We start from the raw sequence: 26,442 nt of genomic DNA, 5'->3' as shown, positions 1-26,442 counted from the left end.
GAAACATTTCATTTTGCGATTGAGATCAAATTTACCTGTGAAACGCGGCAATAACCGGAGGGTGGGGCGGGCTAAGTGAAACAGCAGGCAACAGGCATCGGAAATCTGGAAAAAATCATTTTACTTCAATAGCTTCCTTTGCCTTTTCAGCCCTGAGCGCGCGCCGCGCTATGGCGCTGAACGCCTGCGAAACAGAGGGGAAGTTGCCGACATCATGCGCAGACCGCACAGAGTTTTACCTGGTTCACAAAATCGCGTCAGATATTTCATTTCATATTGTTTTTGGAATTTTTATTCCCCATACTCCCTTCATCGTCAGTCTGGACAGATAGCAACCAGACGCACGTCGGGATCTCTGCGCTGTTGCCCGCCGTGTCTGCTTATCACAGAAGGAAACCACAGGTATGAGTACACAACAGAAGCGGCTTGATGTGATTTGTATCGGGCGCATTGCCGTTGACCTTTATGGTCAGCAAATCGGATCGCGACTGGAGGATATGAGCACCTTCGCCAAATATCTTGGCGGCTCCTCCGGCAACGTGGCATACGGCACGGCCATTCAGGGGCTGAAGTCGGCGATGCTGGCGCGCGTAGGCGATGAGCATAATGGTCGCTTTCTCCGCGAAGAGTTAACCCGCGTAGGATGCAATACCGATGGACTGATTACCGATAAGCAGCGACTGACCGGGCTGGTGATTCTGGGCATTAAAGATGAAGAGACGTTTCCGCTTATCTTCTACCGCGACAACTGCGCCGACATGGGATTAATTCCAGAGGACATCGACGAAGCCTTTATTGCCTCGTCGCGCGCCGTCGCCGTTACCGGTACGCATCTGTCGCATCCGCAAACGCGCGCCGCCGTGCTTAAAGCGCTGGATATTGCCCGGCGCAACGGCCTGCGCACCGCGCTGGATATTGATTATCGTCCGGTGCTGTGGGGCCTGACGTCGCTCGGCGACGGCGAAACCCGCTTTATCGAGTCAGATCAGGTGACGCGACAGTTGCAGGAAGTGGTGCACTATTTCGATTTAATCGTCGGCACGGAAGAGGAATTTCATATCGCAGGCGGCAGCACCGATACGCTTGCGGCGCTGAAAAATGTGCGTCAGGCGACTCAGGCGACGCTGGTGTGCAAACGCGGTCCGCTGGGCTGCGTGGTGTTTGAAGGCGATATTCCGGACGCCTGGGAGCAGACGCAGCTGCACAGCGGCGTGCGGGTAGAGGTATTAAACGTGCTGGGCGCGGGCGACGCCTTTATGTCGGGTTTGCTGCGCGGCTGGCTTAACGATGAAGGCTGGGAACAGGCCTGCCGCTACGCCAACGCCTGCGGCGCGCTGGTGGTGTCGCGTCACGGCTGCGCGCCGGCGATGCCCACCAAAGCGGAGCTGGATGATTTTCTCAGCCGAGACAAAGCGGTAAAACGCCCCGATCTGGATACGCATCTTAATCATCTGCATCGCGTCACCACGCGTAAGCAGCAATGGCCGGAACTGAATGTTTTCGCCTTCGACCACCGTAAACAGCTGGCCGACATGGCGCAGGAAGCCGGCGTAGACGAGAGCAGCATTCCGGCGCTGAAGGTGCTGCTGCTGAGGGCGGCGGAAGAGGCCGCGCGCGATGCGGGACTGGACAGCAAAAGCGGTATTCTGGCGGATACCACTTATGGGCAGAAGGCGCTGAACGCCATTACCGGCAAAGGCTGGTGGATTGGCCGTCCCGTTGAGCTGCCTGGCTCCCGACCGCTACGCCTTGAGCACGGCAATATCGGCTCGCAGCTGATCGACTGGCCTGCCGAACACGTTGTGAAATGTCTGGTGTTCTACCATCCGCACGACAGCGCGGAGATGCGCAAAGAGCAGGACGATATGGTGCTCGACGTGTGGAAAGCCTGCAACAAGAGCGGGCACGAACTGCTGCTGGAGGTGATTCTGCCGGAAAGCAACCCCGATCATAACGAGTCCTATTATCTGGAGATCCTGCGCCACTTTTATCAGCTGGGGATTCAGCCCGACTGGTGGAAACTGCCGCCGCTGTCGGCGGAGAGCTGGCAGGCCATCAGCGGCCTGATTGAGCAGCAGGATCCTTACTGTCGCGGTATTTTGCTGCTGGGACTCGACGCGCCGGAAGAGAAGCTGAAAGCCGGATTCGCTGCGGCGGCGCAGTCGCCCTGGGTGAAAGGATTTGCGGTAGGGCGCACCATTTTCGGCCAGCCTTCGCGGCAGTGGTTGCAGGGCGAGCTGGATGATGAGGCGCTGGTAGAAAAAGTGAAAGGGAACTATTTGCGGCTCATCGACTACTGGCGCGCCGCGCGCGGTTGAAAGGCCGCGCTGTTATACAGATGGCCTGAAAAGCGTAAAGCGCGGGAGGCTTAAACCGAAGAGCAAAGCATGGCGCGTCAGCATGGATGCATGAGCGACTTTGCGCTCGGTTCAGGCCTCTCGTCTCTGCGCGATAGGGCTAACTCAACGACGGGAATAATCCCGTCGTTTTCATTTCAATAGCTTATTTCAGGGTAATGCTCTGAACGATGCTATCCGCATCGCTCTGGGCCTGCTGCTGGTTGTCGCCCGGCAGCGTGATCTGCAACGTCAGCAGCTTGCCATCGACCTTCGCCAGGATCACTGAGGACCAGGAGGTTTGGTTGTTAGCCGACACCACGCTGTCCAGACGCTGCGCAGGCTGATCCTTCAGGGTAATCGCTTTATCAGACACCACCTGCAACTGCGGATCGCGGTTGCGCTGCTGCTGTTCAAGGCGCTGCGCCAGCACATCCAGCCCTTCGTTCGTGGTGTCGCCCGCGATAACGATAATGGCGCGCGCGCCGCTTTCATCCGCATAGACGTGCATATTGGTGGTCTGATTGCCCAGCTTGCCGCTCTTGTCCGACATACCCGCCGGCAGCGAGAAGCTCAGCTTACCGTCCATCAGCGTCACATTCTGCGCCGACTGGCTGGCGCTGGTGCCGTTACTGCCGGTCGCGTCATCTTTTTTCTGATCGCAGGCCGCGAGGCCCAGCACCAGTAGGCCAATACCCGCATATTTCACTAAGTTTCGCATCTGAATCCCTTTATTTGATTCCAGTAAGGCGTTCATACAACGTGAATCCGGCGGCAAAAGCAACCGCCGGATTGTCAGCAGATCTTAGCGGGTCAGCGCGAAAGGCTCTATGGCCGGTTAGCCGAAATTGATCTGCGCGCGGGGCGAACGCGCTGCCAGGCGCTTCAGCGCGGCATTCAGCAGCACGCCGTAGGCAGGCAGGAAGAAGATAAGACAGATCAGCACTTTAAAGCTGTAATCCACCAGCGCGATCTCTACCCAGTGCGCAGCCATAAAGGGATCGGAGCTTTTATAAAAGGCGATGGAAAAGAAGGCGAGCGTATCGCTGATATTGCCGAGAAACATTGCGCAGCCCGGCGCGATCCACCACTGGGGCAGCTGGCGCAGACGGTTAAAGACGTGGACGTCGAGGATCTGCCCCAGCGCATAGGCCATAAAGCTGGCGCAGGCGATGCGCGCGACAAACAGGTTAACGTTTTGCAGCGCGGCCAGGCCCTGCCACTCGCCCTGATAAAACAGGCTCGACACCAGATAAGAGACAAACAGCGCCGGCACCATGACGGCAAGGATAATACGGCGTGCCAGCGGCGCGCCAAAAATACGCACGGTCAGGTCGGTTGCCAGGAAGATAAACGGAAAACTGAATGCGCCCCAGGTGGTGTTGAAGCCAAATACTGAAACCGGCAGCTGCACCAGATAGTTACTGGAGATAATCACCAGCAGATGAAACAGCGATAGCCAGATCAGCGCATGCTGACGCTGACGCGAAGAAAATGCGATCATAATGGACCTTTTTCGTATTGGGGTGAGGGAACCCATTGCCGCGCAAAAAAGCCCGCGCGACGGTACCAGTTGTAAAAAACCGCGGCATATTACCGCGTTGTGCTATTTACGCAATGGTTAATTTTAACGCAATCGTTCTCGTCTTGCGTCTGTATAGGGGCGCGCTAAAATGAGCGCCCCTGTTTGAAACTGAGTAACCTATGGACAACTTCTCCCAGGCCGATCGTCAACTGGATGCGCTGGGCCTGCGCTGCCCTGAACCGGTAATGATGGTGCGCAAAACGGTCCGCACCATGCAGGACGGAGAAACGCTGCTGATTATTGCCGACGATCCGGCGACTACGCGCGATATTCCCGGCTTCTGCCGCTTTATGGAGCACCGCCTGCTGGCGCAGCAGACCGAGACCCTGCCGTATCACTATCTGATCCAGAAGGGGCTCGGCGACTGATTTATCGCTTAGCCGCGGCGCGCGCGTAGCAGACGCAGCGCGTTAGCCGTTACCAGCACCGTCGCGCCGGAATCGGCCACCACGGCCAGCCACAGGCCAGTAAAACCCAGCAGCGTCGTCACCAGAAACAGCGCCTTTAGCCCCAGCGCAATCGCAATGTTCTGCCGCAGCGTGGCGCGTGTGCGCCGTGCCAGCATCAGCAGCGACGGCAGCAGAGGCAGCGCGTCGCGCGTGAGCGCGGCGTCGGCAGTTTCCAGCGCGATGTCGCTGCCGCTGCCCATCGCGATGCCGATAGTGGCGGCTTTCATGGCAGGCGCGTCGTTGATGCCGTCGCCGACCATCGCCAGCGGCGCCTGCTGGCCCAGTTCGCGAATCGCCTCAACCTTGTCAGCAGGCAGCAGGCTGGCGCGGAAGTCGATGTCGAGCTCACGGGCAATGGCGGCCGCCGCGCGCGGATTGTCGCCGGTGAGCATCAGGCTCTCAACGCCCATTTTCTTCAGCGCCGCCAGCGCGGGTTGCGCGTCGTCGCGCAGGTTATCGCGCAGCGCCAGCGCGCCCAGCGCTTCGCCGTCGCGCAAAACCACCACCAGCGTCTGCCCCAGCTCTTCCTGTTCGGCGATCTGCGCGCGCTGCGCGGCGCTCAGCGCCGTCGCGCGAGCGGGGGAGAGGAGTTCTGTTTGCGCGCCGGCAATCTGCGCGGCAATACCGCTGCCTGCCAGCGTCATCTGGTTGCTTGCCTTGGGCAGCGTCAGCCGTCGCGCCTCGGCCGCCGCGACGATAGCGGCCGCCAGCGGATGCGTCGAGCCGCGTTCTACGGCGGCGGCCAGCGTCAGCAGCGCCTCTTCGGATTCGTCGGCAAAGCGGAGCACGGCCGTCACCTGGGGTTTGCCCTGAGTTAAGGTGCCGGTTTTATCGAACGCGATGGCACGCACGCTGCTGAGACGCTCCAGCGCGGCGCCGCCTTTGATCAGCGCGCCCTGACGGGCGGCGGCGGCAAGGCCGGAGGTAATGGCGGCCGGCGTGGCGATCACCAGCGCGCAAGGACAGCCGATCAGCAGCAGCGTCAGTCCCTTATAGATCCACGTCAGCCAGTCGCCGAAGCCCAGCAGCGGCGGGGCAATCATCACCAGCGCGGCCAGCAGCATAATCAGCGGCGTATAGAGACGGCTGAAGCGATCGATAAAGCGCTCAACCGGCGCGCGATGGCTGTCGGCCTCTTCGATCAGCGTCAGAATACGGTCAATGGCGCTTTCGCCCGGTTTTGACGTGACTTCAAGCTGTACCAGACGATCGACGCTGGTCGCACCAGCCAGTAGCGCCTCGCCCCGGCCGCGCGTCACCGGAAGGGATTCACCGGTCAGCGCGCTCTCGTCAAAGCTGGCCTGCTCGCTCAGCAAGCGCCCGTCAACGGGCAGACGTCCACCTGCCGCCACCTCGATGACATCGCCAGGCTGCAGGGCCGCCAGCGCCACGGTTTCCCGCACGCCGGCCCTCAGACGGGTCGCGCGCTCTGGCCGCAGCGCCATCAGCTGCGTGACGCCGCTACGCGCACGAGCGGCGGCAAAGCTCTCCAGGCGCTCTCCCACTAAGAACAGCAGCAGGACCATCGCCGCTTCGGCATGCGCGCCAATCAGCAGCGCCCCGGCGGCGGCGACGGTCATCAGGGTTTCGATAGTAAAGGGGGAGCCGCTGCGGGCGTGCTGCCAGGCGCTGCGCGCCACCGGCCATAAGCCGAGCAGGGTGGTGACGATAAACAGCCTGTCACCCCAGCGCGGCGCAAACTGGCTCAGCGTAAAACTGGCAAGCAGCATAGCGGCCAGCAGGAGAATCGCGCGGTTTTCGCGCCAGCGGGAAGGGACTGCTGGCGGCGGCGCTGTTTCGCTGACGAGGGTAAAACCGGCGCGCGCCACCGCCTGCTCGACCGCGGCGGTAACATCGGCGCTGGCGTCTACCAGCAGTTTTTCGCTGGCGAAGACAACGCGCGTGTTGACGATTTGCGGCAGCTGACTGACCGCTGTTTCCACGGTGCGGGCGCAGCTGGGGCAGTCCATACCCTTGACGCGCCAGCTAAAATGCCAGGCGCCGCGTCGCTCGCCCTCTTCGTCGGCGTCACCGCCGGGGCTGCTGTTAGCCTCGCAGCAGCAGCCCGCGCTGTCGGCCTGAACAGGGGCAGCGGCGCTGATAGTCAGGGGCGTCGAAGGCGCGCTGCGAACCGCGCATAAGGGTTTGTTCGCTGAATGGGCGGCGCGTGGTCGGCCGCAGCCGCAAGCGTGATGTTGATGCATGTAACCTCCAGTAACGGACGGGCAGGGCCGCCCGTTATGGCATCTTACACTCTGGAGCCGACTCCAGAGTCAAGACGGTTTTTACCTCAGTAGAGCCACAGCGAGCGAACAATCATAAAGTGCCCGGCAAAATAGCAGGCGGCAACGATGGCGCTGTCGGCGCTGAAACGGCGGCGATAGTGGCTGACGAACCAGATAATATTGGCCAGCAGCAGCAAACTCGCCCCCACGATCAGTGTGAAGCTGTCATCGCTGGGACGGAAGAAATACTGTTCGGCGGCCATCCACGTCATCACCAGCGTCATGCCGATTAGCGTGCAAACCGGCCAGCGCAGCGCTTCCAGCCGGCTCCAGATCACCGCGATGGTGACGGCGCCCACGATCAGCAGCGTCAGCGGGATCGGCCAGTAGAAGGTCATCGTCATGTTGGCGGCAAAACAGAGGGTGTAGAGCAGATGCGAAAGGAAAAACGCGCCCAGCGCGTAGAGCATCTGCTGGCGCGGCAGCAGCAGCAGCGCATCGCCCACCAGCGTCGCGACCAGCCCGGCGATAATCAGATAATCGGTAGGTTTCAGTACGGGGGCCTGCCAGGCCCAGCCGACCAGCAGTAACAGGGTGATCGGTTTAAACAGCCAGCGCTGCCACTGAGGACCGCGATAGGAGGCGTCTACATAGAGCCAACCGGAGAAAAGTACGGCAAGAAATGACCAAAGCATTGCTGCTCCCTTAAGGACAACCTGTCCATCAGATGGTGAAAATTCCCAATAAGTCGATCCCAGTTTAGGTTACGGCCTCACAATGTGACAATGAGGCAACTCTGGTTGTATGCTTCACCCGCATTGCTTTTCAGGGCTTAACGAGACGAGAAAAACCATGAGCAAACCACCGCTACTCTTTTTTATCGTACTGGCCGTTATCGCCGTGCTGGCGACCCGCCAGTTCATCAAACAGCGGCGGGAAGTCGCGGTCAACGACGCCTCGCCGGTGCGCACGCTTACGGTGAAAGTGAAAACCAAGCGCGAATACCCCGCGCCGAACCGTCGGACGCGTCAGCGGGAAGTGATTGCGGGGGAAGAGATGCGCTATGAAGCCTGGTTTCATCCGCTGAACGGGGCCAGCGACATAAAGGCGATAGTAGAAGAGAGGGATTACAACCAGCTGGATACCGGCGCAAAGGGTGAGCTAAAGATGCAAGGCTCGCGCTTTGTCAGCTTTACGCCGGTGCCGTAAGAGGCGGGCCGTTTCGCCCGCTTTCGTTACTTCTTCCTGGGGAAATGGGCTTTCTGCCACGCCAGCAGTTCAAATACGCCAAACAGGAAAATTTTTGTCTGCGTCCAGCGATCGATCGGCGGCGCCTCTTTCGGCTGCGTGGCGCGCAGCAGCGTCAGCTGAAGGCCGTGCATCAGCACCATAAAGAACAGCGCGACGTGAATAAAGTAGCGCAGCGGCTTTGGATAAGGATCGATCAGGTTAAACAGTAAAAAAGCCCAGACGCACAGCATCAACAGGCGACCTAAATTAAGCAACATCAGATGTCTCCTGTTGTCGGTGATATAAACGATACGCCACTTGTCCGGCGATTTTTTCGCGATGCAGCGTCCAGCCAGCCGGGACGGGCGGCGTGCCCTGTTCGACTTCGCTCTCAACATAAATCATCGCCTCTTCCGCCAGCCAGCCGTTCTGCTCCAGCAGCTGTAGCGTCTGCTCCAGCAAACCTTTGCGAAACGGCGGATCGACAAAGACCACATCGTAAGGCTGACCGGAACCGGCCAGCCAGTTAAGGGTATTGGCATTGATAACCTGCGCGTCGCTGGCGTTCAGAGTAGCCAGGTTCTTCTCCAGCTGCTGCGCGACGGGACGTTCCAGCTCCAGCAGCGTCACCGAGGCGGCATGGCGCGACAGCGCTTCCAGTCCAAGCGCGCCGCTGCCGGCAAAGCAGTCGAGACAGCGCGCCTGCTGCAAGACCGGCGCCAGCCAGTTAAACAGGGTTTCACGCACGCGATCGGTGGTCGGGCGCAGCCCGGCGCTGTCTGGCACCGGCAGTTTTCGTCCACGCCACCGGCCGCCGATAATGCGGATTTGTCCGGCACCGCCTGTGCCACGGGGAGTTTTACTCATCTTGCTCACAACTCGTCATAATTTGTTGCGTAGTTTAACGGGCGAATCGGTGAGAAGAAACGGTAAAAAAGGGTGCTGTGGTGCGCTGGCTGGAAAGTGTTAGACTAGTGAGTTGCTGAAGTCATACATAATTCTGCCGTTTTTCGCCCTTTTGGCGGTAAAAACCAGAGCTAATTTTTATCCCCTGGGAACAGCGAGCGACCGGGATTTAGCCATCGAGGAGTGTGGTCACACAATGGCAAAAGAGAAGAAACGTGGCTTTTTTTCCTGGCTGGGATTTGGCAAAGAAGAAGAAAAGCAACAGCCTGCTGAAACAGCAGAACCCGCGTCGCAGGACGCGGCGTTAACGCAGGCGGAAACTGACGCGGCGCACACCGTTGAGGTCACCGAGCAGGTCGCTGAGGCGCAGCGTGAAGAGTCAGCGCGCACTGAAGAGCCGACGGCTGCGGAGTCAAACGGCGAAGAGATCGCGCAGAACGTTGAAGAAACCGCGCAGGCGGCGCAGGACGCTGAGGTTATCGCCCCGCTGGACGAAATCGTGCCGGAGCAAGAGCCGGAGCTGATGCCGGCGCCGGTAGAAGAAGATTTCCTGCCGGAAGACGAGCAGCCGCTGGATGAAGAAGAGCTGGCCGCGCTGGCGCTGGCGGAAGCGCCGCAGGATGAAGCGGCGGAAGAGATCATCGCAGAAGACGCGGAAGAAGAGGCGCAGAGCACCGTCAGCGATCTGCCGCTCGCCGCCGCGCCCGTTGTCGTTCAGGAACAGGAGCGCCCCACCAAAGAGGGCTTCTTTGCTCGCCTGAAGCGCAGTCTGGTAAAAACCCGACAGAATCTCGGCTCCGGCTTTATCAGCCTGTTCCGCGGTAAAAAAATTGATGATGAGCTGTTCGAAGAGCTGGAAGAGCAGCTGTTAATCGCCGACGTCGGCGTGGAAACCACGCGCCGCATTATTACTAATCTTACCCAGCAGGCGAACCGCAAGCAGCTGCGTGACGCGGAAGCGCTCTATGGCCTGCTGAAAGCAGAGATGTCCGGCATTCTGGCAAAAGTCGATGCGCCGCTCGACATCAGCGGCAAAACGCCTTTTGTCATTCTGATGGTCGGCGTGAACGGCGTGGGTAAAACCACTACCATCGGCAAGCTGGCGCGCCAGTATCAGGCGCAGGGCAAATCGGTGATGCTGGCGGCGGGCGATACCTTCCGCGCGGCGGCGGTCGAACAGTTGCAGGTGTGGGGCGAGCGCAACAGTATTCCCGTGGTGGCGCAGCATACCGGCGCAGATTCTGCTTCGGTGATCTTCGACGCCATTCAGGCGGCGAAAGCGCGCGGCATCGACGTTCTGATTGCCGATACGGCAGGGCGCTTGCAGAACAAATCGCACCTGATGGAAGAGCTGAAGAAAATCACCCGCGTGATGAAAAAGCTGGATGAAGAGGCGCCGCATGAGGTCATGCTCACCATCGACGCCAGCACCGGCCAGAACGCCATCAGCCAGGCGAAGCTGTTCCATGAAGCGGTAGGCCTGACCGGGATTACCCTGACCAAGCTGGACGGCACGGCGAAAGGCGGCGTGATCTTCTCGGTGGCCGATCAGTTCGGTATTCCGATCCGCTATATCGGCGTGGGTGAAGGCATTGAGGATTTACGGCCCTTCAAGGCTGAGGATTTTATTGAGGCACTGTTTGCCCGAGAGGACTAATTGGGATGATTCGCTTTGAAGAGGTCAGTAAGGCATATCTCGGTGGGCGTCAGGCGCTACAGGGGGTGGATTTTCATCTGCGCCCCGGCGAAATGGCGTTTCTTACCGGTCACTCCGGGGCCGGTAAGAGTACCCTGCTGAAGCTGATTTGTGGCATTGAGCGTCCAAGCGCGGGCCAGATTTGGTTTAGCGGACATGACATATCGCGACTGCGCCACAGCGAGGTGCCCTTTCTGCGTCGCCAGATCGGGATGATTTTTCAGGATCACCACCTGCTGATGGATCGCTCCGTCTATGACAACGTGGCGATCCCGCTGATTATCTCCGGCGCCAGCGGCGAAGATATACGCCGTCGCGTGTCGGCGGCGCTGGATAAAGTCGGCCTGCTCGACAAGGCGAAAAGTTTTCCGATTCAGCTCTCCGGCGGTGAACAGCAGCGCGTCGGCATTGCGCGCGCGGTGGTAAACAAGCCCGCCGTACTGCTGGCCGATGAACCCACCGGCAACCTTGATGACGCGCTGTCAGAAGATATTCTGCGCCTGTTTGAAGAGTTCAACCGCGTTGGCGTGACCGTGCTGATGGCGACGCACGACAGCGGGCTGATCGCGCGTCGCCGCTATCGCGTGATGACGCTCAATCAGGGACGTCTGCATGGAGGCCATGATGGTCAATAAACGCAACAAGCGCCCCGCAGCGCCAAAAGCGAAAGCGCCGTCCAAAAGCAAAGCGCTGAAGGGCGGCTGGCAGGAACAGTGGCGCTACGCCTGGCGCGGCACGCTGTCGGATATGTACCGTCAGCCTCTGGCGACGCTGCTGACCGTAATGGTCATCGCCATCTCTCTGACGCTGCCCAGCGTCTGCTATATGGTATGGAAAAACGTCAGTCAGGCCGCGACGCAGTGGTATCCCGCGCCGCAGCTGACGGTCTATCTGTCAAAAACGCTGGACGACAGCGCGGCGGAAAACGTGGTGGCGCAGCTGAAGCAGGTCGATGGCGTGGATAACGTCAACTACCTGACGCGGGAAGAGGCGCTGAATGAGTTCCGCAACTGGTCAGGTTTCGGCGGCGCGATGGATATGCTGGAGCAAAACCCGCTGCCGGCGGTCGCCATCATCACGCCAAAGCTGAACTTCCAGAACAGCGACACCATGCAGAACCTGCGCGACACGGTGGCGAAAGTGCAGGGCGTTGATGAAGTGCGGATGGATGACAGCTGGTTTGCCCGTCTTGCGGCGCTGACCGGTCTGGTCGGCCAGGTCGCCTCTATGATCGGCATCCTGATGATCGTCGCGGTATTCCTGGTGATTGGCAACAGCGTGCGGCTCAGCATCTTTGCCCGCCGCGATACCATCAACGTCCAGAAGCTGATCGGCGCTACCGACGGCTTTATTCTGCGCCCGTTCCTGTACGGCGGGGCGCTGCTGGGTTTTAGCGGCGCGGTTCTGTCGCTGATCCTCTCCGAAGTCCTGGTGCTGCGGCTGCAATCCGTGGTGGCGCAGGTGGCGCAGGTATTTGGCACCACCTTCGTGCTGGAAGGTTTCGCCTGGGACGAAGGGCTGCTGCTGCTGCTGATTGCGGCGATCATCGGCTGGATCGCCGCCTGGCTGGCGACCGTGCAACATTTACGTCGATTTACGCCCCAGTAACCGCCTGCAACGTTTTTTTGGTATAATGTTCCTCTGCTGCCGACGATCCGGGCGCAGAGGAACCTCCTCTCTTCCCTGGTTGTCATCTGTGTGTAAAATATTCACTGTTAAAGTTGAACTTGTGGATAACTTTGCTACTCTCAGTAGCACAGATTGCTTTCGGATTTTCCCCGGCGTTGACTTAAGGTAACGTCTGCTCAAAGGGAAGACGCAGCAACTTAATAACCATTGTGAGGGTTTGAATGACCAAAGAAATGCAAACTTTAGCTATTGCTCCTCTTGGTAACCTGGAATCTTACGTTCGGGCTGCCAATGTCTGGCCGATGCTGTCGGCAGAAGAGGAAAAAGCGCTGGCTGAACGGCTGCATTACCAGGGCGATCTGGATGCGGCTAAGACGCTGATCCTGTCTCACCTGCGCTTTGTAGTTCATATCGCTCGTAATTATTCCGGTTACGGCCTGCCGCAGGCGGACCTGATTCAGGAAGGGAACATCGGCCTGATGAAGGCGGTGCGTCGCTTTAATCCTGAAGTGGGCGTGCGTCTGGTCTCTTTTGCCGTGCACTGGATTAAAGCCGAGATTCACGAATACGTGCTGCGTAACTGGCGTATCGTGAAGGTCGCGACGACCAAGGCACAGCGTAAGCTGTTCTTTAACCTGCGCAAAACCAAGCAGCGTCTGGGCTGGTTCAACCAGGATGAAGTCGAAATGGTCGCGCGTGAACTGGGCGTGAGCAGCAAAGACGTGCGCGAAATGGAATCGCGTATGGCCGCGCAGGATATGACCTTCGATATGTCCGCCGACGATGAGAGCGGCGAAGGCAAAGCGATGGCGCCGGTGCTCTATCTTCAGGACAAGACCTCAGACTTCGCCGATGGCATCGAAGAAGATAACTGGGAGTCGCACGCGGCGGATAAGCTGAGCGATGCGATGCTGGGTCTTGATGAGCGCAGCCAGCACATTATTCGCGCCCGCTGGCTGGACGAAGACAATAAAACCACGTTGCAGGAGCTGGCGGATCGCTACGGCGTGTCGGCCGAACGTGTGCGGCAGCTGGAAAAGAACGCCATGAAAAAACTGCGCATGGCGATAGAAGCATAGCGAAAACGGGCGACGCGCAGTCGCCCTTTTTTTTGCCCGCTATTTTACCCAGCCATCCGCCTGCGCGCGAAAGCCGCAGGCCTGCATAAACGCGGCGCGCTCGCTCTGATCCGCGCTGCCGTCATCGGCCACCCACCAGTCAGAAATCGACCCGTTCTGCGCCATCGTCTCTTCCAGCAGATACTGGCCTACTCCACGGCGGCGCGTCACCTCGCGCACCTCCAGCTGAGAAATCTTGCCCTGCGTTCCGGCGATCGCCAGCTTCAGCGCCCCCAGCAACCGCTCATTGAAGCGCGCGGCATAAATCCGGCTGTTCTCATTCAGGCTCTTTTCCAGCGCCGCAATATCCTCATTCGGCCAGATTTTAGCCAGATCGATCTGGTCCTGCTGGCTCAGCGTTGTCAGGCGCAGAATCGTGAGTTTCATAACAAACACCTGTACTAGTCGAAAGGGCATAGTGTAGCGAATTTATACAGCCAGAGCGCCATCACTTTTTTGCTGTTAAAACAGGTCAAAAGATGGTCTGGATGCCAGGATAATGGAGGTAAAGCATAAAAAGTGACGCAAAAGCCAGCATAACGCGCTGGGGAAGTGGCGGTAAATCCTGCGAAACAACCAGATGATTATGCTGTAGGCAGGGGCTATTTCCCAATGTGTCAGTTGATTTACAGAAGAAACTTCCTGTTTAATAACCTGAAAAATAAAGCCTTATTAGCAAAGAAAACCAGAAAAGCGCGCTAAATCGTTCATAACACATCATTTTTCGGCTTTATCTGGTACGCAAAGCAAACCACAAATCACAGACACAACAAGATGGGGAAGTCCGCATGAAAATGAGTAAAGGCCGCGCATTACTGGCGGGTTGCGTTGCGCTGGCGATGAGCCAGGCCGCCCTGGCTGCCGATATCAAAGTCGCTATTGTCGGCGCCGTAACCGGTCCGGTGGCGCAGTATGGCGATATGCAGTTCACCGGCGCCGCGCAGGCAATCAAGGACATTAACGCCAAAGGCGGCGTGAACGGCGACAAACTGGTGGGCGTGGAATATGACGACGCCTGCGATCCGAAACAGGCCGTTGCGGTGGCGAACAAGGTCGTCAACGACGGGATCAAATACGTTATCGGCCATCTTTGCTCCTCTTCTACTCAGCCTGCGTCTGACATCTACAACGACGAAGGCGTGCTGATGATTACTCCGGCCGCCACCGCGCCAGAGCTGACCGCTCGCGGTTACGAGACCATTATGCGCACCACCGGGCTGGACTCCGATCAGGGACCGACCGCGGCTAACTATATTCTCGACGAGATCAAACCCAAACGTATTGCCGTCGTGCACGACAAACAGCAGTACGGTCAGGGTCTGGCGGAATCGGTGCAAAAAACCCTGAAGGCGAAAGGCGGCAACGTAGTGCTGTTTGAAGGCATCACCGCCGGCGATAAAGACTTCTCGACGCTGATCGCGCGCCTGAAGAAAGAAAACGTGGATTTTGTCTACTACGGCGGCTACTACCCGGAGATGGGCCAGATCCTGCGCCAGGCGAAGGCTGCGGGTCTGAAAGCCGGCTTTATGGGACCGGAAGGCGTGGGTAACGCTTCGCTCTCCAACATCGCGGGCGACGCGTCGGAAGGCATCTATGTGACGCTGCCGAAGCGCTACGACCAGCTGCCGGAGAACAAGGCGATCGTCGACGCGATCAAAACCAACAGCGCGCAGAACCGTAAAGATCCGACCGGTCCATTTGTCTGGACCACCTATGCGGCTATTCAGTCGCTGGTGGCGGGTATCGAGCGCAGCAAGAGCGACGAGCCGGAAGAGATTGCAAAAAATCTGAAGGCTGGCGAGCCAGTGCCGACAGTGATGGGTAACCTGAGCTGGGACCAGAAAGGCGATCTGAAAGGCTTCGAGTTCGGCGTGTTCAAATGGCACAAAGACGGTTCTTCTACCGCGGTTAAGTAATCGTCCTATCGGCAGACAAATCCCTTGCCGCAGCGGCAGGGGATTTTCCCGTTCTTATGCAGGTCCTCACTATGTCCGAGCAAGTTCTTTATTTCATTCAGCAGATGCTTAACGGGGTTACCCTCGGCAGCACCTACGCGCTGATCGCCATCGGTTACACCATGGTTTACGGCATTATCGGCATGATCAACTTCGCCCACGGCGAGGTTTATATGATCGGCAGCTATGTCTCCTTTATCGTAATCGCCGCCCTGATGATGATGGGCATCGACACCGGCTGGCTGATGATCGCCGCGAGCTTTGTGATGGCGATTCTGATCTCCAGCGCCTATGGCTGGAGTATTGAGCGCGTGGCCTATAAGCCCGTGCGATCCTCAAAGCGCCTGATCGCGCTGATCTCCGCTATCGGCATGTCGATCTTCCTGCAAAACTACGTCAGCCTGACCCAGGGATCGCGCGACCTCGCGCTGCCGAGCCTGATCACCGGCCAGTGGACGCTGGGACAGAGCAACGGCTTTGCCGCCACCGTGTCCACGATGCAGATTGTGATCTGGCTGGTGACCTTCCTGGCGATGCTGGCGCTGACGCTGTTTATCCGCTATTCGCGCATGGGCCGCGCCTGTCGCGCCTGCGCCGAAGATCTGAAGATGGCGAGCCTGCTCGGCATCAACACCGACCGCGTGATTTCGCTGACCTTTGTTATCGGCGCAGCGATGGCGGCGGTAGCGGGCGTGCTGCTTGGCCAGTTCTACGGCTCGATTAACCCCTTTATCGGTTTTATGGCCGGGATGAAAGCCTTTACCGCCGCGGTACTGGGCGGCATCGGCAGTATTCCCGGCGCGATGATCGGCGGCCTGGTGCTTGGTATCGCTGAAGCGCTGACCTCGGCCTATCTGAGCACCGAATATAAAGACGTGGTCTCGTTCGCGCTGCTGATTGTCGTGCTGCTGGTCATGCCGACCGGCATTCTGGGTCGCCCGGAGGTAGAAAAAGTATGAAATCCTCCTTTATCAATGCGCTGCTCTCCTCCGTGATGCTGCTGGTGCTGGCCAGCTTCTTTATGGGCATGCGGCTGGGGCTTGATGGCACGCAGCTGGTGGTGCAGAGCGCCGGAGACGTGCGCTGGAACTGGATTTTTGTCGGCTGCGCCGTGGTGTTTCTGTTTCAGCTGCTGCGCCCGTTCTGGCAGCGCGGCCTGAAAAAGATGTCCGGCCCGGCGCTGGTGCTGCCCGGCATCGACGGATCTACGCCAAAGCAGAAGCTGTTTATGCTGGCGTTAATCGTCGCGGCGGTGGCCTGGCCATTTTTCGTGTCGCGTGGCGCGGTGGACATCGCCACGCTGACGCTGATCTACGTGATGCTTGGTCTGGGGCTGAACGTTGTGGTGGGACTTTCCGGCCTGCTGGTGCTGGGCTACGGCGGCTTCTACGCCATCGGCGCCTACACCTTTGCGCTGCTGAACCACTATTTTGGCCTTGGCTTCTGGGAGTGCCTGCCGCTGGCGGGCATGGTGGCGGCGCTGTTTGGCCTGCTGCTCGGCTTCCCGGTGCTGCGCCTGCGCGGAGACTATCTGGCGATTGTGACGCTCGGCTTCGGCGAGATTGTGCGTATCCTGCTGCTGAACAACACCGCCATTACCGGCGGGCCTAACGGCATTGCGCAGATCCCAAAACCCTCGCTGTTCGGCCTGGAGTTTGGGCGCAAAGTGTCTGAAGGCGGCTGGAGCACCTTCCATGAATTTTTTGGCCTGAAATACGATCCCAGCGACCGCGTGATTTTCCTCTACCTGGTGGCGCTGCTGCTGGTGGCGCTGACGCTGTTTGTCATCAACCGCCTGCTGCGTATGCCGCTTGGCCGCGCCTGGGAAGCGCTGCGCGAGGATGAGATCGCCTGCCGTTCGCTCGGTCTTAGCCCGACGCGCATCAAGCTGACCGCCTTTACCATCAGCGCGGCCTTTGCCGGCTTCGCCGGAACGCTGTTCGCGGCGCGCCAGGGCTTCGTCAGCCCGGAATCCTTTACCTTTGTGGAATCGGCCTTCGTGCTGGCGATTGTGGTGCTGGGCGGTATGGGTTCACAGTTCGCCGTGATCCTCGCCGCCATCCTGCTGGTAGTGTCGCGTGAGCTGATGCGTGACCTGAATGAATACAGCATGCTGGTGCTGGGCGGTCTGATGGTGCTGATGATGATCTGGCGTCCTCAGGGGCTGCTGCCGATGAAACGTCCTCATCTGAAACTGAAGCAGAAACAAGGAGAGCAGGCATGAGTCAGCCTTTATTAGCCGTTGACGGCCTGATGATGCGCTTCGGCGGCCTGCTGGCGGTCAATAACGTGGCGCTGGAGCTGCGCCCGCAGGAGATCGTCTCTCTGATTGGGCCGAACGGCGCAGGGAAGACTACGGTCTTTAACTGTCTGACCGGCTTTTACAAACCTACAGGCGGCACCATCAGGCTGCGCGATCAGCATCTGGAAGGATTGCCTGGACAGAAAATTGCGCGTATGGGCGTGGTGCGTACTTTCCAGCATGTGCGTCTGTTCCGTGAAATGACGGTGATTGAGAACCTGCTGGTGGCGCAGCATCAGCACCTGAAAAGCGGCGTGTTTTCCGGCCTGTTTAAAACCCCGGCGTTTCGTCGCGGCGAGAGCGAAGCGCTGGATCGCGCGGCCACCTGGCTGGAGCGCATCGGACTGCTCGACCTGGCCAACCGTCAGGCGGGCAATCTGGCCTACGGCCAGCAGCGTCGTCTGGAGATTGCGCGCTGTATGGTAACGCGCCCGGAGATCCTGATGCTGGACGAACCGGCGGCAGGACTTAACCCGAAAGAGACGCACGAGCTGGATGAACTGATTGCCGAACTGCGCGGCGAGCACAAGGTTTCCGTACTGCTGATCGAACACGATATGAAGCTGGTGATGGGCATTTCTGACCGTATCTACGTAGTAAACCAGGGTACGCCGCTGGCTAATGGCACGCCGGAAGAGGTACGTAACAATCCGGATGTGATCCGAGCCTATTTAGGAGAGGCGTAACATGGCAAACCCAATGTTATCTGTTAACAACGTCAGCGCGCACTACGGCAAGATCCAGGCGTTGCATAATGTCAGCCTGCATATCAGCCAGGGCGAAATCGTCACCCTGATCGGCGCGAACGGCGCGGGGAAAACCACGCTGCTCGGCACGCTGTGTGGCGAGCCGCGCGCCACTCAGGGCACCATTACCTTTGACGGCAAGACGATCACCGACTGGCAAACCGCGCGCATTATGCGCGAGGCGATCGCCATCGTACCGGAAGGCCGCCGCGTGTTTTCGCGCATGACGGTTGAAGAGAACCTGGCGATGGGCGGTTTTTTTGCCAGCCGTCAGGAGTATCAGACGCGCATCGCGCGCGTCTATGAACTCTTTCCGCGTCTGGCGGAGCGTAAAGTGCAGCGGGCGGGCACCATGTCCGGCGGCGAACAGCAGATGCTGGCCATTGGCCGCGCGCTGATGAGCCAGCCGCGCCTGCTGCTACTGGATGAGCCGTCGCTGGGGCTGGCGCCGATTATTATCCAGCAGATTTTCGACACCATCGAGCAGCTGCGCAGGGAAGGGATGACCATTTTCCTGGTAGAGCAGAACGCGAACCAGGCGCTGAAGCTGGCGGATCGCGGCTACGTGCTGGAAAACGGGCATGTGGTGCTCGAAGATACTGGCGAAGCTCTGCTCTCCAACGAAGCCGTCCGCAGCGCCTATTTGGGTGCTTAGGCCTGGTTTACTTGCCATTTCGACGCCGGGCAGTGCTCGCCATCCTCACGTACTATGTGTACGCTCCGGTGGCTGTGCGCTGGCCGTCGTCGAACTGGCTGCGACACCGACGGCCCGTGGCTGTGGTGGGGCCTGGCTTGCTTGCCAGCTTGCGGTTGGGCAGTGCTCGTACAGGTTGCTTTAGCAACCTGTACGCCCGTCAGGGCGACCCTGAAGGGGCGAGCACAGCGAGTCATCCTCACGTACTCCGTGTACGCTCCGGTGACTGCGCGCTGGCCGCCCGCAATCTGGCTGCGCCGCCGACGGCCCGTGGCTGCCGTGTATTCAAAAAAGATTAGGTAAAATCCTTTCATCGGGCCGTCATCCGGCTGTCATCTCGCTGTTATTAATCCGTCATTTTCCCGTGTCATGTTACTTCGCGAACAAAAAATGCGTGATATCGCGCGTACCTACCTGCACAGGAAAACTCTATGTCCGTTTTGACTTATCAAAAAAGCCTGATGAGTGCGGTTCTCGGTCTGGTTATCAGCGGCAACGCGCTGGCCGCCACTGACATCTCTTTCTGGCACTCAATGGAGGGCGAGTTAGGCAAAGAAGTCGACTCGCTGGCGCAGCGTTTTAACCAGTCCCATCCCGATTACAACATTGTGCCGACCTACAAAGGTAACTACGAACAGAGCCTCGCGGCAGGCATCGCCGCGGTACGCACCGGCAAAGCGCCGGCCATATTGCAGGTTTATGAAGTCGGTACGGCGACCATGATGGCCTCAAAGGCGATCGTGCCCGTGCATCAAGTGTTCCAGGACGCGGGCGTTCAGTTTGATGAAAAACAGTTTGTGCCGACCGTGGCAGGCTACTACAGCGACGCAAGCGGCCATCTGATCTCTCAGCCGTTCAACAGCTCTACGCCGGTGCTCTACTACAACAAAGACGCTTTTAAAAAAGCGGGCCTGAATCCAGACCAGCCGCCGAAAACCTGGCAGGAACTGGCGAAAGATGCCGACGCCCTGCGCAAAGCGGGCATGACCTGCGGCTATGCCAGCGGCTGGCAGGGCTGGATCCAGATCGAAAACTTCAGCGCCTGGCACGCTTTACCGGTCGCCAGCAAAAACAACGGCTTTGACGGCACCGATGCGGTACTGGAGTTTAACAAGCCGGTACAGGTGCGCCATATCCAGATGCTGGAAGAGATGAACAAGAAAGGCGACTTCACCTATTTTGGCCGCAAAGATGAATCCACCGCCAAGTTCTATAACGGCGACTGTGGCATGACCACCGCGTCGTCCGGTTCGCTGGCCGACATCAAACACTACGCCCGATTTAATTTCGGCGTCGGCATGATGCCGTATGACGAGACCGTACCCAACGCGCCGCAGAACGCCATTATCGGCGGCGCCAGCCTGTGGGTGATGAAAGGCAAAGACGCCAGTACCTACAAAGGCGTCGCGGAATTTATGCGGTTCCTGGCGCAGCCGGAGATCGCCGCCGAGTGGCATCAGAAAACCGGCTATCTGCCGATTACGACCGCCGCTTACGAGCTGACCAGACAGCAGGGTTTCTATGACAAGAACCCCGGCGCGGACATCGCCACGCGTCAGATGCTGAACAAAGATCCGCTGCCGTTCACCAAAGGCATGCGTCTGGGCAATATGCCGCAGATCCGCACCATCGTCGACGAAGAGCTGGAAGGCGTCTGGACCGGCAAGCAGTCGCCGCAGGCCGCGCTGGACAGCGCGGTGAAGCGCGGCAACGCGCTGCTGCGCCGCTTTGAACAGCAGGTGAAATAACCTGTGAGGCTAAAAGGGCCGGTGCATGCCGGTCCCGTTCTTTTTCTCACACAGAGTATGCTATGTCTCTATCTCGTCCGGTATTTCGCACCAGCCCGTTGCCCTATTTACTGGTGCTGCCGCAGCTGCTGATTACCGCCATCTTTTTCCTCTGGCCTGCGGGCGAAGCCCTGTGGTATTCGCTACAGAGCCTGGATCCGTTCGGCATCTCCAGCACCTTTGTCGGGCTTGAAAACTTCCGCCGACTGTTTCAGGACAGCTACTACCTCGACGCCTTCTGGACCACCATCGTCTTCAGCACGCTGGTCACGGTGTGCGGCATGGCGCTGTCGCTGCTGCTGGCGGCGCTGGTGGACTATGTCATTCGCCTGCGCAAGCTCTATCAGACGCTGCTGCTGCTGCCCTACGCGGTTGCGCCCGTTGTCGCCGCAGTGCTGTGGATGTTCCTGTTTAATCCCGGACTCGGCCTGATTAGCCACTTTCTTAATCAGCATGGCTACGGCTGGAACTATGCGCAAAACAGCGGCCAGGCGATGTTCCTGATTGTAGTGGCGTCGATCTGGCAGCAGATGAGCTACAACTTTCTGTTCTTTTTCGCCGCCCTCCAGTCGATTCCGAAATCGCTGGTGGAAGCAGCGGCAATCGACGGCGCAGGTCCGGTACGCCGCTTCTTTAATCTGTCGCTGCCGTTGATTACGCCGGTGAGCTTTTTTCTGCTGGTGGTGAACCTGATGTACGCCTTCTTCGATACCTTCCCGGTGATTGACGCCGCAACCGGCGGCGGGCCGGTCCAGGCGACCACGACGCTGATTTATAAAATTTATCGCGAAGGCTTTACCGGGCTGGATCTCTCTGCGTCAGCGGCGCAGTCGGTGGTGCTGATGCTGCTGGTGATTGGCCTGACCGTTATTCAGTTCCGCTTCGTTGAGCGTAAGGTGCGCTACCAATGATTGAAAACCGTCGCGGGCTGGATATTTTCAGCCACACGCTGCTGGCGCTGGGCGTGCTCACCATTCTGTTTCCGCTTTACGTCGCCTTTGTCGCCGCCACCCTGGATAACGAAGCGGTCTATCAGGTGCCGATGACGCTGATCCCCGGCTCCCATCTGTGGGACAACATCGCGCGCATCTGGACGCAGGGCGTTAACGGCAGCGGGCCGGCGTTTAGCCTGATGCTGCTGAATAGCCTGATCATGGCGTTCGGCATAACCGTCGGCAAAATTACCGTGTCGATGCTCTCTGCTTTCGCGCTGGTCTGGTTCCGCTTTCCGCTGCGGTCGCTGTTTTTCTGGCTGATCTTTATCACCCTCATGCTGCCGGTCGAAGTGCGTATTTTCCCGACGGTGCAGGTGATTGCCGATCTCAATATGCTCGACAGCTACAGCGGCCTGACGCTGCCGCTGATGGCCTCGGCCACCGCCACCTTCCTGTTTCGTCAGTTCTTTATGTCGCTGCCGGACGAGCTGATCGAGGCGGCGCGCATTGACGGCGCCAGCGCGCTGCGCTTTTTCTGGGACATCGTACTGCCGCTGTCGAAAACCAATCTGGCGGCGCTGTTCGTTATTACCTTTATCTACGGCTGGAACCAGTATCTCTGGCCGCTGCTGATCGTCAACGACGCGTCGCTCAGCACCGCCGTCGCGGGGATCAAAAGCATGATCTCCACCAGCGGATCGCCGACGCAGTGGAACGAAGTGATGGCGGCAATGTTATTAACCCTGATCCCACCGGTCGTGGTGGTGCTGGTCATGCAGCGCGCGTTCGTGCGTGGCCTGGTTGAGAGTGAGAAATAAGCATGGCAGGCGTAACTCTTCAGGCAGTAACTAAATCCTATGATGGCAAGAACCAGATTATTCAGCCGCTCAACGTCACCGTCAACGACGGCGAATTTATGGTTATGGTCGGTCCGTCCGGCTGCGGCAAATCGACGCTGCTGCGCATGGTGGCCGGGCTGGAGCGCGTGACGTCCGGCGATATTTACATCGCTGACAAGCGCGTGACGCAGCTGGAACCCAAAGATCGCGGCATCGCCATGGTTTTTCAGAACTACGCGCTCTACCCCCATATGACGGTGGAAGAGAACATGGCCTACGGGCTGAAGATCCGCGGCATGAGCAAAGAGCATATCCGCCTGCGCGTGCTGGAGGCGGCGCGCAGTCTGGAGCTGGATCAGCTGCTGAGCCGCCGTCCGCGCGAGCTTTCCGGCGGTCAGCGCCAGCGCGTGGCGATGGGGCGCGCCATTGTGCGCGAGCCGTCGGTCTTTCTGTTTGACGAGCCGCTCTCTAACCTGGACGCGCGCCTGCGGGTGCAGATGCGGCTTGAGCTGCAACAGCTGCACCGTCGCCTGCAAACCACCAGCCTCTATGTCACTCACGATCAGGTCGAAGCGATGACGCTGGCGCAGCGCGTGATGGTGCTGAACAAGGGCTTTGTCGAGCAGATCGGCACGCCAGTAGAGATTTACGAGCGTCCAGCCAGCCAGTTTGTCGCCTCGTTTATTGGCGCGCCGGCAATGAACCTGCTTCACGGCCAGATCGGCGGCGACGGCACGCGTTTTCATATCGACAACTCCCATTCGCTGCCGCTCGGCGACAGCAAGGCGAAGTGGGCGAACCGCGCCGTGACCCTCGGCATTCGTCCGGAGCACGTACAGGTCAGCCCGCGCGAGCGCGACGGCATTCCGCTGCGCGTCGAGACGCTGGAGCTGCTGGGCGCAGATAACCTGGCGCATGGCCGTATCGGCGAGACGCCGCTGGTGGTGCGGCTGCCGCACAGCGAGCGTCCACAGGCCGGCAGCACGCTGTGGCTGCATCTGCCGTCGGATGCGTTACACTACTTCGATCCAACTAGCGGGAAGCGTCTGGAATGAACAAGCACAACTGGCCCTATCCTCATATCGTCGCCCATCGCGGCGGCGGCAAACTGGCACCGGAAAATACCCTTGCGGCGATCGACACCGGCGCGAAATTCGGCCATACCATGATCGAATTCGACGCCAAACTGTCGCAGGATAAGCGCATCTTCCTGCTGCATGACGATACGCTCGATCGCACCAGCAACGGCTGGGGCGTCGCGGGCGAACTGCCCTGGGAGAAGCTGGCGCAGCTGGACGCGGGGAGCTGGTTCGGTAAAGCCTTTGACGGCGAACCGCTGGCGCTGCTCTCTGACGTGGCGGCGCGCTGTCGCCAGCACGGCATGATGGCAAATATCGAGATCAAGCCCACCACCGGCAGCGAAAGGGAAACCGGTCGGGCTATCGCCCAGGCGGCGAAAACGCTGTGGCAGGGGATGACCGCGCCGCTGCTCTCTTCGTTCTCTTATGAGGCGCTGGAAGCCGCTATGCAGGCGGAAGCGGATCTACCGCGTGGGTTACTGCTTGATGAGTGGGATGAGGCGTGGCAGGCAAAGACCGCCGCGCTGGAGTGCGTCTCTGTCCACCTCAACCATAAACTGCTTGATGCCGGGCGCGTGTCGGCGCTAAAGGCCGCCGGTCTGCATATTCTGGTCTATACGGTGAACGACGCAGATCGCGCCAGGACGCTGCTGAAATGGGGCGTCGATGCCATCTGCACCGATCGCATCGACATCATCGGCCCCGATTTCCATTAATTACTATTCTGCTGCTGTCCCGGCTGCGCGTTAATTACGCGCTGCTGGGCGCTGTCGCGTCGCTCCTGTAATTTGCGCTGTAACTCCTGATTCTGCTGCTGCTGATCCTGCTGCAATTTGCTCTGCTGTTGCTGCTGCTGGATTTGCATCTGCGTCTGCATACGCTGCTGGCTTGGGTTGTAGCCCGGCTGATTGGGTTGATTCGTATTGTTCAGCATATTAGCCATGCCGCTCAGCGGAAGCAGCGCGGCAAAGACGATTAACCATTTTTTCATAAGACTTCCTCCGTCAACGCGGCCTGAACGGCATCTGACAAGCCGTGTCCGCATCTTTAAGTTTAGCAATCTCACAAAGTTCTCCCCCAGGAACGCACCGAATTTGACTTAATGGTTATTTTTTTGCTGTATTCATAACCACTTGCCTGCGTAATAACAAATCTAAACAACTGAAAAGGGTGGACAGATGGTGATGCGAGGAAATATGCGCCAGCTTGGCTGGGCAGTGATGATGAGTCTGACGATAGCAGGCGTCGCCGACGCCGCGCCGGCCAGTACGCCGCCGGTTTCCTACGGAGTGGAAGACGATACTTTCCACCCGGTGAGGGCGCAGCACGGCATGGTCGCGTCGGTGGATGCGCTGGCGACGCAGGTGGGCGTGGACATTCTGCGCCAGGGCGGCAACGCCGTGGATGCCGCGGTTGCCGTCGGCTTTGCGCTGGCGGTCACCCATCCCCAGGCGGGCAACCTCGGCGGCGGCGGCTTTATGCTGCTGCGTACCGCGTCTGGCCGCGCGACCGCGATTGATTTTCGTGAAATGGCGCCGGCCCGCGCCTCGCGCGATATGTTTCTCGATAAGCAGGGCAACGCCGACAGCAAGCTGTCGCTGACGTCGCATCTGGCTTCCGGCACGCCGGGCAGCGTCGCGGGCTTTGCGCTGGCGGCGCAGAAGTACGGCACGCTGCCGCTCAGCACGCTGCTGGCGCCGGCCATTAAGCTGGCGCGCGAAGGCTATGTGGTCAATGACTCGCTGGCGGACGATCTGAAAACCTACGGCAAGGAAGTGTTGCTCAGCCACCCCAACAGCAAAGCCATTTTCTTTAAACCTGACGGCACGCCGTGGCAGAAGGGCGATCGTCTGGTCCAGAAGAATCTCGCCCACAGCCTGCAACTGATTGCGCAGCAGGGTCCGGATGCGTTTTATAAGGGCGAGATCGCCGATGAGATTGCGAGTGAGATGTCGCAGCACGGCGGCTTGATCGGCAAAGCGGATCTGGCCGCCTACCGCGCGGTCGAACGCAAACCCGTCAGCGGCACCTATCGCGGCTACGAGGTCTTCTCCATGCCGCCGCCGTCATCGGGCGGGATCCATATTGTGCAGATCCTCAATATCCTGGAAAACTTTGATCTGGCGAAGATGGGCTTTGGCAGCGCCGATGCGATGCAGGTTATCGCCGAGGCGGAGAAGTACGCCTACGCCGATCGCTCGGAATATCTCGGCGACCCTGATTTCGTGAAGGTGCCGTGGCAGGCGCTGACCAGCAAAGCCTACGCGAAATCGCTTGCCGGGCAGATTGACCTGGCAAAAGCGCGCCCGTCGAGCGAGATAAAGCCGGGCAAGCTGGAACCCTATGAGAGCAACCAGACCACGCACTTTTCGGTGGTGGACAAGCAGGGCACAGCCGTCGCGGTTACCTATACGCTGAATACCAATTTCGGCAGCGGCATCGTGGCGGGTAACAGCGGTATTCTGCTGAATAATGAAATGGACGACTTTTCCGCTAAGCCGGGCACGCCGAACGTATATGGTCTGGTCGGCGGCGAGGCGAACGCCGTGCAGCCCGCCAAGCGTCCGCTCTCTTCTATGTCGCCCACCATCGTGGCGAAAGACGGCAAAACCTGGCTGGTGACGGGCAGTCCCGGCGGCAGCCGAATTATCACGACCGTGCTGCAAATGGTTGTGAACAGTATCGATTTCGGGATGAACGTGGCGGAAGCCACTAATGCGCCGCGTTTCCATCATCAGTGGCTGCCGGATCAGCTGCGCGTAGAGAAGGGCTTTAGCCCGGATACGCTGCGCCTGCTGGAGAATAAAGGTCAGCATGTGAAGGTGCTGCCTGCGATGGGCAGTACGCAGAGCATTATGATCGGGCCGGACGGAACCCTGTATGGCGCGTCAGACCCGCGCACCCCAGGTGATTTAAGCGCGGGGTATTAAC

The 26,442-nt window shown here is 59.1% G+C and carries 26 protein-coding genes; 18 read left to right on the top strand and 8 right to left on the bottom strand.

The features are described from left to right. The first annotated feature begins 404 nt into the window (after positions 1–404). Positions 405–2,318: a bifunctional 5-dehydro-2-deoxygluconokinase/5-dehydro-2-deoxyphosphogluconate aldolase gene (locus BBB56_RS09315; RefSeq protein WP_123800677.1), complete on the top strand. Its 1,914-nt coding sequence runs from the start codon at positions 405–407 to the stop codon at positions 2,316–2,318. A 184-nt stretch (positions 2,319–2,502) separates the two neighbouring features. Here BBB56_RS09315 and BBB56_RS09310 read toward each other — a convergent pair whose 3' ends face one another. Further along, on the bottom strand, positions 2,503–3,057 hold the full coding sequence (locus tag BBB56_RS09310) for a DcrB family lipoprotein (RefSeq protein WP_123800676.1): 555 nt from the start codon (positions 3,055–3,057) through the stop codon (positions 2,503–2,505). 117 nt (positions 3,058–3,174) lie between these two features. Then, the gene (locus BBB56_RS09305; RefSeq protein WP_123800675.1) at positions 3,175–3,840 is read right to left on the bottom strand and encodes a 7-cyano-7-deazaguanine/7-aminomethyl-7-deazaguanine transporter; all 666 of its coding nucleotides are present in this window, start codon (positions 3,838–3,840) and stop codon (positions 3,175–3,177) included. A 200-nt stretch (positions 3,841–4,040) separates the two neighbouring features. Between BBB56_RS09305 and tusA the strand changes: the two genes are divergently transcribed. Next, the gene (gene tusA / locus BBB56_RS09300) at positions 4,041–4,289 is read left to right on the top strand and encodes a sulfurtransferase TusA (protein WP_123800674.1); all 249 of its coding nucleotides are present in this window, start codon (positions 4,041–4,043) and stop codon (positions 4,287–4,289) included. 8 nt (positions 4,290–4,297) lie between these two features. Here the strand turns inward: tusA and BBB56_RS09295 are convergent, their stop codons facing one another. Further along, entirely contained in the window at positions 4,298–6,574 is a 2,277-nt protein-coding gene (locus BBB56_RS09295) for a zinc/cadmium/mercury/lead-transporting ATPase (protein ID WP_123800673.1), read from the bottom strand. Positions 6,575–6,660: 86 nt separating this feature from the next. Next, positions 6,661–7,290 (bottom strand): lysoplasmalogenase, encoded by a 630-nt coding sequence (locus tag BBB56_RS09290; protein ID WP_123800672.1) that lies wholly within the window; start codon positions 7,288–7,290, stop codon positions 6,661–6,663. A gap of 157 nt (positions 7,291–7,447) precedes the next feature. Here BBB56_RS09290 and BBB56_RS09285 point away from each other — a divergent pair, with 157 nt between their 5' ends. After that, complete coding sequence (locus BBB56_RS09285; RefSeq protein ID WP_123800671.1) at positions 7,448–7,804, top strand: DUF2500 domain-containing protein; 357 nt, start codon at positions 7,448–7,450, stop codon at positions 7,802–7,804. Between the two features lie 26 nt (positions 7,805–7,830). On the opposite strand, the gene BBB56_RS09280 is transcribed toward BBB56_RS09285, so the two are convergent. Beyond that, the gene (locus BBB56_RS09280; protein WP_123800670.1) at positions 7,831–8,103 is read right to left on the bottom strand and encodes a DUF1145 family protein; all 273 of its coding nucleotides are present in this window, start codon (positions 8,101–8,103) and stop codon (positions 7,831–7,833) included. Beyond that, positions 8,093–8,692, bottom strand: coding sequence for a 16S rRNA (guanine(966)-N(2))-methyltransferase (rsmD, locus tag BBB56_RS09275; protein ID WP_123800669.1), 600 nt, complete (start codon positions 8,690–8,692; stop codon positions 8,093–8,095). Before rsmD ends, BBB56_RS09280 begins: the two co-directional genes overlap by 11 nt. A gap of 235 nt (positions 8,693–8,927) precedes the next feature. Between rsmD and ftsY the strand changes: the two genes are divergently transcribed. The 4 genes from ftsY (at position 8,928) to rpoH (ending at position 13,135) form a co-directional block, all read left to right on the top strand. Beyond that, positions 8,928–10,388 carry a signal recognition particle-docking protein FtsY gene (gene ftsY, locus BBB56_RS09270; RefSeq protein WP_123800668.1) on the top strand — a complete coding sequence of 487 codons (1,461 nt, stop codon included), beginning with the start codon at positions 8,928–8,930 and terminating at the stop codon, positions 10,386–10,388. 5 nt (positions 10,389–10,393) lie between these two features. Beyond that, the gene (gene ftsE, locus BBB56_RS09265) at positions 10,394–11,062 is read left to right on the top strand and encodes a cell division ATP-binding protein FtsE (RefSeq protein ID WP_123800667.1); all 669 of its coding nucleotides are present in this window, start codon (positions 10,394–10,396) and stop codon (positions 11,060–11,062) included. Then, positions 11,052–12,035, top strand: a complete 984-nt coding sequence (gene ftsX, locus BBB56_RS09260) for a permease-like cell division protein FtsX (RefSeq protein WP_123800779.1) — start codon at positions 11,052–11,054, stop codon at positions 12,033–12,035. Before ftsE ends, ftsX begins: the two co-directional genes overlap by 11 nt. 242 nt (positions 12,036–12,277) lie before the next feature. Next, positions 12,278–13,135 (top strand): RNA polymerase sigma factor RpoH, encoded by an 858-nt coding sequence (gene rpoH, locus BBB56_RS09255; protein ID WP_033792649.1) that lies wholly within the window; start codon positions 12,278–12,280, stop codon positions 13,133–13,135. A 39-nt stretch (positions 13,136–13,174) separates the two neighbouring features. Here the strand turns inward: rpoH and panM are convergent, their stop codons facing one another. After that, complete coding sequence (panM, locus tag BBB56_RS09250) at positions 13,175–13,561, bottom strand: aspartate 1-decarboxylase autocleavage activator PanM (protein ID WP_123800666.1); 387 nt, start codon at positions 13,559–13,561, stop codon at positions 13,175–13,177. A gap of 401 nt (positions 13,562–13,962) precedes the next feature. Between panM and BBB56_RS09245 the strand changes: the two genes are divergently transcribed. The 10 genes from BBB56_RS09245 (at position 13,963) to ugpQ (ending at position 24,227) form a co-directional block, all read left to right on the top strand. After that, a complete protein-coding gene (locus BBB56_RS09245; RefSeq protein WP_123800665.1) occupies positions 13,963–15,090 on the top strand; it encodes a branched-chain amino acid ABC transporter substrate-binding protein in 1,128 nt (375 codons plus the stop codon). Positions 15,091–15,161: 71 nt separating this feature from the next. Continuing rightward, complete coding sequence (gene livH, locus BBB56_RS09240) at positions 15,162–16,088, top strand: high-affinity branched-chain amino acid ABC transporter permease LivH (RefSeq protein ID WP_123800664.1); 927 nt, start codon at positions 15,162–15,164, stop codon at positions 16,086–16,088. Then, a complete protein-coding gene (locus BBB56_RS09235) occupies positions 16,085–17,353 on the top strand; it encodes a high-affinity branched-chain amino acid ABC transporter permease LivM (protein WP_123800663.1) in 1,269 nt (422 codons plus the stop codon). Before livH ends, BBB56_RS09235 begins: the two co-directional genes overlap by 4 nt. Next, positions 17,350–18,117, top strand: coding sequence for a high-affinity branched-chain amino acid ABC transporter ATP-binding protein LivG (livG, locus tag BBB56_RS09230; protein ID WP_123800662.1), 768 nt, complete (start codon positions 17,350–17,352; stop codon positions 18,115–18,117). The genes BBB56_RS09235 and livG overlap by 4 nt, the downstream gene beginning before the upstream one ends. A 1-nt stretch (position 18,118) precedes the next feature. After that, positions 18,119–18,832, top strand: a complete 714-nt coding sequence (gene livF, locus BBB56_RS09225; RefSeq protein ID WP_123800661.1) for a high-affinity branched-chain amino acid ABC transporter ATP-binding protein LivF — start codon at positions 18,119–18,121, stop codon at positions 18,830–18,832. 470 nt (positions 18,833–19,302) lie between these two features. Further along, complete coding sequence (gene ugpB, locus BBB56_RS09220) at positions 19,303–20,619, top strand: sn-glycerol-3-phosphate ABC transporter substrate-binding protein UgpB (protein ID WP_123800660.1); 1,317 nt, start codon at positions 19,303–19,305, stop codon at positions 20,617–20,619. A 62-nt stretch (positions 20,620–20,681) separates the two neighbouring features. Further along, a complete protein-coding gene (gene ugpA, locus BBB56_RS09215) occupies positions 20,682–21,569 on the top strand; it encodes a sn-glycerol-3-phosphate ABC transporter permease UgpA (protein WP_123800659.1) in 888 nt (295 codons plus the stop codon). Continuing rightward, a complete protein-coding gene (gene ugpE / locus BBB56_RS09210) occupies positions 21,566–22,411 on the top strand; it encodes a sn-glycerol-3-phosphate ABC transporter permease UgpE (protein ID WP_123800658.1) in 846 nt (281 codons plus the stop codon). The genes ugpA and ugpE overlap by 4 nt, the downstream gene beginning before the upstream one ends. 2 nt (positions 22,412–22,413) lie before the next feature. After that, entirely contained in the window at positions 22,414–23,487 is a 1,074-nt protein-coding gene (locus tag BBB56_RS09205) for a sn-glycerol-3-phosphate import ATP-binding protein UgpC (RefSeq protein WP_123800657.1), read from the top strand. Beyond that, a complete protein-coding gene (gene ugpQ, locus BBB56_RS09200) occupies positions 23,484–24,227 on the top strand; it encodes a glycerophosphodiester phosphodiesterase (protein WP_123800656.1) in 744 nt (247 codons plus the stop codon). Before BBB56_RS09205 ends, ugpQ begins: the two co-directional genes overlap by 4 nt. Here ugpQ and BBB56_RS09195 read toward each other — a convergent pair. Then, positions 24,224–24,502, bottom strand: a complete 279-nt coding sequence (locus tag BBB56_RS09195) for a DUF2756 domain-containing protein (protein ID WP_123800655.1) — start codon at positions 24,500–24,502, stop codon at positions 24,224–24,226. The two genes, ugpQ and BBB56_RS09195, sit on opposite strands and share 4 nt — an antisense overlap. A gap of 187 nt (positions 24,503–24,689) precedes the next feature. Between BBB56_RS09195 and ggt the strand changes: the two genes are divergently transcribed. Beyond that, complete coding sequence (ggt, locus tag BBB56_RS09190) at positions 24,690–26,441, top strand: gamma-glutamyltransferase (RefSeq protein ID WP_123800654.1); 1,752 nt, start codon at positions 24,690–24,692, stop codon at positions 26,439–26,441. The last annotated feature ends 1 nt before the right edge of the window (position 26,442 follow it).

Source organism: Candidatus Pantoea deserta (genome assembly GCF_003813865.1).
Classification (GTDB): domain Bacteria; phylum Pseudomonadota; class Gammaproteobacteria; order Enterobacterales; family Enterobacteriaceae; genus Pantoea; species Pantoea deserta.
Note: the sequence above shows the minus strand (reverse complement) of the source record. Positions and strands in the feature narration are given on the sequence as shown.

Bases quoted from the DNA above. Each gene is read 5' to 3' on its own strand.
- BBB56_RS09315 (WP_123800677.1), top strand. From the start codon at position 405: ATGAGTACACAACAGAAGCGGCTTGATGTGATTTGTATCGGGCGCATT.
- BBB56_RS09310 (WP_123800676.1), bottom strand. From the start codon at position 3,057: ATGCGAAACTTAGTGAAATATGCGGGTATTGGCCTACTGGTGCTGGGC.
- BBB56_RS09305 (WP_123800675.1), bottom strand. From the start codon at position 3,840: ATGATCGCATTTTCTTCGCGTCAGCGTCAGCATGCGCTGATCTGGCTA.
- tusA (WP_123800674.1), top strand. From the start codon at position 4,041: ATGGACAACTTCTCCCAGGCCGATCGTCAACTGGATGCGCTGGGCCTG.
- BBB56_RS09295 (WP_123800673.1), bottom strand. From the start codon at position 6,574: ATGCATCAACATCACGCTTGCGGCTGCGGCCGACCACGCGCCGCCCAT.
- BBB56_RS09290 (WP_123800672.1), bottom strand. From the start codon at position 7,290: ATGCTTTGGTCATTTCTTGCCGTACTTTTCTCCGGTTGGCTCTATGTA.
- BBB56_RS09285 (WP_123800671.1), top strand. From the start codon at position 7,448: ATGAGCAAACCACCGCTACTCTTTTTTATCGTACTGGCCGTTATCGCC.
- BBB56_RS09280 (WP_123800670.1), bottom strand. From the start codon at position 8,103: ATGTTGCTTAATTTAGGTCGCCTGTTGATGCTGTGCGTCTGGGCTTTT.
- rsmD (WP_123800669.1), bottom strand. From the start codon at position 8,692: ATGAGTAAAACTCCCCGTGGCACAGGCGGTGCCGGACAAATCCGCATT.
- ftsY (WP_123800668.1), top strand. From the start codon at position 8,928: ATGGCAAAAGAGAAGAAACGTGGCTTTTTTTCCTGGCTGGGATTTGGC.
- ftsE (WP_123800667.1), top strand. From the start codon at position 10,394: ATGATTCGCTTTGAAGAGGTCAGTAAGGCATATCTCGGTGGGCGTCAG.
- ftsX (WP_123800779.1), top strand. From the start codon at position 11,052: ATGGTCAATAAACGCAACAAGCGCCCCGCAGCGCCAAAAGCGAAAGCG.
- rpoH (WP_033792649.1), top strand. From the start codon at position 12,278: ATGACCAAAGAAATGCAAACTTTAGCTATTGCTCCTCTTGGTAACCTG.
- panM (WP_123800666.1), bottom strand. From the start codon at position 13,561: ATGAAACTCACGATTCTGCGCCTGACAACGCTGAGCCAGCAGGACCAG.
- BBB56_RS09245 (WP_123800665.1), top strand. From the start codon at position 13,963: ATGAAAATGAGTAAAGGCCGCGCATTACTGGCGGGTTGCGTTGCGCTG.
- livH (WP_123800664.1), top strand. From the start codon at position 15,162: ATGTCCGAGCAAGTTCTTTATTTCATTCAGCAGATGCTTAACGGGGTT.
- BBB56_RS09235 (WP_123800663.1), top strand. From the start codon at position 16,085: ATGAAATCCTCCTTTATCAATGCGCTGCTCTCCTCCGTGATGCTGCTG.
- livG (WP_123800662.1), top strand. From the start codon at position 17,350: ATGAGTCAGCCTTTATTAGCCGTTGACGGCCTGATGATGCGCTTCGGC.
- livF (WP_123800661.1), top strand. From the start codon at position 18,119: ATGGCAAACCCAATGTTATCTGTTAACAACGTCAGCGCGCACTACGGC.
- ugpB (WP_123800660.1), top strand. From the start codon at position 19,303: ATGTCCGTTTTGACTTATCAAAAAAGCCTGATGAGTGCGGTTCTCGGT.
- ugpA (WP_123800659.1), top strand. From the start codon at position 20,682: ATGTCTCTATCTCGTCCGGTATTTCGCACCAGCCCGTTGCCCTATTTA.
- ugpE (WP_123800658.1), top strand. From the start codon at position 21,566: ATGATTGAAAACCGTCGCGGGCTGGATATTTTCAGCCACACGCTGCTG.
- BBB56_RS09205 (WP_123800657.1), top strand. From the start codon at position 22,414: ATGGCAGGCGTAACTCTTCAGGCAGTAACTAAATCCTATGATGGCAAG.
- ugpQ (WP_123800656.1), top strand. From the start codon at position 23,484: ATGAACAAGCACAACTGGCCCTATCCTCATATCGTCGCCCATCGCGGC.
- BBB56_RS09195 (WP_123800655.1), bottom strand. From the start codon at position 24,502: ATGAAAAAATGGTTAATCGTCTTTGCCGCGCTGCTTCCGCTGAGCGGC.
- ggt (WP_123800654.1), top strand. From the start codon at position 24,690: ATGGTGATGCGAGGAAATATGCGCCAGCTTGGCTGGGCAGTGATGATG.